The sequence below is a fragment of the Streptomyces sp. genome (assembly GCF_036566765.1).
Classification (GTDB): domain Bacteria; phylum Actinomycetota; class Actinomycetes; order Streptomycetales; family Streptomycetaceae; genus Streptomyces.
In genome coordinates this window covers 1-3,708 of the sequence record NZ_DATCVQ010000712.1, presented here as the reverse complement: position 1 = coordinate 3,708, position 3,708 = coordinate 1, and the positions used below count along the sequence as shown (strand labels likewise).

Genomic DNA, 3,708 nt, shown 5'->3' with positions numbered 1-3,708 from the left:
GTGGCGGCGCGCAGCGCGGCGGCGGCCCCGAGGGCCTGGGCGGCCCGCCGCCAGACCTCGGTGGACCGGCCCTGGCTCCGGGTCAGCAGGATCGCGAACCGCTCCAGGCCGAGGGCGCCGGCCTCCACGTCCTGGAGTTCGGCGGCCTGGAGCAGCGCGGTCTGGTGCAGCTCGACGGCGGCGTCCGGGTCGCCGGCGTCGAAGGCGATGTCGGCGCGCACGACGTTGGTCCGCACGACCCCGCGGACGTCCTTGACCCGCTGGAGCAGCGCCAGCGCCTCCTCGGCGGGGGCGGTCGCCCCGCGCGCGTCGCCGGCGGCCCGGCGTACGTCCGCGAGGGCGCGCAGGGCCGCGGCCCGCTCGTGCGGATCGTGCCGGCCGGCCTCGGCGGCGCACTGGGCGAGGAACCGTTCCGCCGCGGGCAGGTCGCCCTGCTGGAAGGCCGCGAGCCCGGCGAGCCGCAGGCAGGCGAGGGTCCCCGACTCGTCGCCGAGCGCGCGGGCGTGCGTCAGGGCCCTGGCCAGCCACTGCTCGGCGTCGGCGAACGCGCCGGTGGCCGCGAGCAGTTCGGCGAGGGCCCGCTCGCCGGCGGCGGCGGTCCGGGGCGTGATCGGCGTCGCGATCGGGGTCGCGATCGTCGGTACGGACTCGTCGTCGTCGACCGGGCCGAGCGCGGCCCGGAGCCAGGCCACCGCGTCGGCTGCGCGGCCGCGGGCGTACCAGTACGGGAGCAGGGCGGTGACGCATCTGACAACGTTCTCCCGGTCGCCGGTGGCCGACAGGAAGGCCAGGGCCTCGGCGATGTCCGACATCCAGTGGTCGAACTCGATCAGCCGGAGCGATTGGCCCGGGCCGATCAGGTCCGCCCGGGCCTCGTCGATCAGACGCACGAAGTACCCGGCGTGGTCGCGGCGGGCGGGGAGGTGCTCCTCGCCCTGCCGCATTTGTTCGAGCACGTACTGCCGGGTCAGGCCCAGGGTGGTGATGAGCAGATCCCCGTCGGGGCATTCGCTGGTCCGCAGAATGCTCTTGTCGACGAGGGATTCCAGGAGGCGGTGCGTCCGGGCCGGGCCGGCGCCGGCGACGCCCTCGGCGGATTCCTGGTCGAATTCCCGGTGAAAGAGGGATACGCGACGCAGCATGTGGCTCTCCTCGTCGGAGAGCATGCTCAGACAGTGCTCGATGGCCGCGTGCATCCCGCAGTGCCGGGACAGCGTGTCGAAATCGCTGCCGGAGAGCGCGCCGAGGTCCTCGTCGAGTTCGGCGAGCAGGCGCTGGGGCGACATCAGTTTCATGCGGGCGGCGGCGAATTCGATGGCCATGGGGAGCCCGTCGGTGCGGGCGCAGAGCCGGACCACCGCGTCCAGGTTGTCCTCGGTGAGCACGAAATTGGGCCGCACGAGCCGGGTGCGCTCGACGAAAAGGCGTACGGCCGGGTTCTGTTCGAGCGCGGCGAGGTCGGGCGCCGCGGCCGGTTCGGGTGTCGGCAGCGGGTCGAGGCAGAGCACGGCCTCGCCGTACACGCCCAGCCGTTCCGGCCCGGTGAGCAGCACGGTCAGTCCGGGGCAGTCCGTCACCAGGCTCTGCACGGCCGGGGCGAGCTCGGTGCGGATGCGGTCGACTCCGTCCAGGGCGAGCAGGAAGGAGCGGTCCCGCAGCCCCTCGCGCAGGCCGTCCGCCGGCAGGCCGAGGAGGCCGGCCAGGGTCTCCTCGGGGTCCCGCGCCGCGGACGCCTCGTTCAGGTCGAGGAAGCGCCCGCCGTCGGTGAAGCCGCCGAGCGCCGCGTCGAAGACGGCCGCGGCGAGGCGACTCTTGCCCACCCCCACCGGCCCGGTGACGGTGATGAGGCGGGTCTCCGGGCAGTCGACCCGGGAACGCAGTTCCCGGAATTCGGAATCGCGCCCCACGAGGCCGGCGGTGGACAGGGAGACGACGCCCGTTCTGTCGGTGGTCGAATGCATGAGGAATCCCTTCCTGCGCCTGTTCCCCACAAACGCGCTGCACACAACATGTGCCGTGAAAGTGATCTCTGGGTTTCTGTTCCCTCACGCTACCCAGCCGGACCGACAGCACCGGCGGACATGACGGGCGGAGCGCCTGCCCGACTGACCGGAAATCGACGGCGCCGGTCAGCCGCCGACGTAGGCCGTGTGCCGGATCTCGGGGAGCGCCCCGTAGAGGTTGGATCCGGGACATTCCGTCGGATACCCGTCGCGATGCCCGGAGATCCGGGGGAGGTAGACCTGCTGCCCGGTCGTGTAGTAGCCGTTGTTCGCGCCCGAGGTGAGGGTGACGGCGCCGGCGGGGTCGTGACCGAAGAGGCGGAGCTTCCAGGCGGCGACCCGGGCGACGGCGGTCTTCACCACGGCGTCGGCGGTGGCGGTGTTGTAGTTGCCGATGACGGAGATGCTGCTGGTGTCGGTGTTGAAGCCATAGGTGTGGGCGCCCTTGACCGGCTTGTCGATGCCGCCGGCCCGGCCCTCGAAGACGGTGCCGCACTTGTCGACCAGGAAGTGGTAGCCGATGTCGCTCCAGCCCTGGCTCTGCACGTGGTAGAGGAAGATCCCGCGGACCAGCGAGGCCGACTGGCTGCACTCGTAGGCATTGGTGCCCGCCGTGTGGTGGACGAAGATCGCCTTGGTGTCGTCGGTGTACGTCGGCGAGGACGTGACCAGCGACTCGTCGGCGCCCCACCAGGAGCGCCAGGTGATCGGCGGCAGGCCCGCGGCGGCGGGCGCGGCCGAGGCGGTGTCGGAGGTCTCGGCGGGGACCTCCGGGGCGGTGTCGGGGGTCTCGGTGGCGACCTCCGGGTCGCCCGGGTCGACGAGCTCCACCCGCAGCCCCGCCGGCAGCCCCTCGCCGGTGGCCCGGAACTGGACGCCGTCGGAGGCGCCCGTCCACAGCGGCTGGGCCCCGGCCCGTACGTCGCCGTCCGCGGTCTCGCGTCCCGACTCGGGGGTGCGCGCGTCGGTGTCGAGGGTGCGCCAGGTGGTCCAGAGGCCGGTCCGGGCGTCGCGGGTACGGATCTGGGCGGTGCCGTCCAGCTTGGCGTCCGGGTCGTCCCAGGTCAGGCCGATCATGCTGAACGGCCCGGTGGTACGGGCGGAGAGGGCCCGGGCGCCCGGGTCGGCGCCGTGCGGCACCGGGACGGAGTGGACGGAGCCGGGTCGGCCGAGCGGCTGGAGGGCCGGCGTCACGGTGGCGGTGGCGGTGGTCGCCGCCGTCAGGCAGAGGAGGGCCCCCGCGGCCCCCACCACCGCGGTCGCCACGGTCAGAGTGCGTGCATGTGCCATCGGTTCTCGGTACTCCCGGTGCGGCGGCAAGACGTCGGACGCCTGTCTTCTACCGGGCCGACGATCAGAGAAGACCTATAAACCGCATAAACCAGGGCATTACCCTTCGTTCGGCCGTACCAAGCGGAGTACGCGAGCTTCGTCACGGAACCCCGTTCCCCGAGTCGCTGGCATCGTGGCACTGAGTGTGTTTTGCTGAGGGTACTCAGTGCCAAAAGCCAAGCTGAAGCCGTTGCTGTAGGGGAGCGCCAGGATCATGGGCAAGGACTTCGATCTGTACCGGCCGTCGGAGGAGCACGACATGCTCCGGGACACGGTCCGTTCGCTCGCGGAGGCGAAGATCACTCCGTTCGCGGCGGCGGTGGACGAGGAGGGCCGGTTCCCGCAGGAGGCGCTGGACGCGCTGGTCGCGGCC

General features: G+C 72.4%; 3 protein-coding genes. 1 reads left to right on the top strand and 2 read right to left on the bottom strand.

Annotation, left to right across the window (positions count from 1 at the left end):
• Positions 1–1,961 (bottom strand): ATP-binding protein (locus tag VIU94_RS41270; RefSeq protein WP_414721102.1); only part of this gene is annotated, 1,961 nt, incomplete at its 3' end.
• A 168-nt stretch (positions 1,962–2,129) separates the two neighbouring features.
• Positions 2,130–3,293 carry an N-acetylmuramoyl-L-alanine amidase gene (locus VIU94_RS41265; RefSeq protein ID WP_331920234.1) on the bottom strand — a complete coding sequence of 388 codons (1,164 nt, stop codon included), beginning with the start codon at positions 3,291–3,293 and terminating at the stop codon, positions 2,130–2,132.
• Positions 3,294–3,549: 256 nt separating this feature from the next.
• On the opposite strand from VIU94_RS41265, the gene VIU94_RS41260 reads away from it, so the two are divergent.
• On the top strand, positions 3,550–3,708 hold a 159-nt coding region (locus tag VIU94_RS41260; RefSeq protein ID WP_331920236.1), incomplete at its 3' end, for an acyl-CoA dehydrogenase family protein.

Excerpts from the sequence above, each read along its gene's own strand:
- VIU94_RS41265 (WP_331920234.1), bottom strand. The coding sequence starts at position 3,293 with ATGGCACATGCACGCACTCTGACCGTGGCGACCGCGGTGGTGGGGGCC.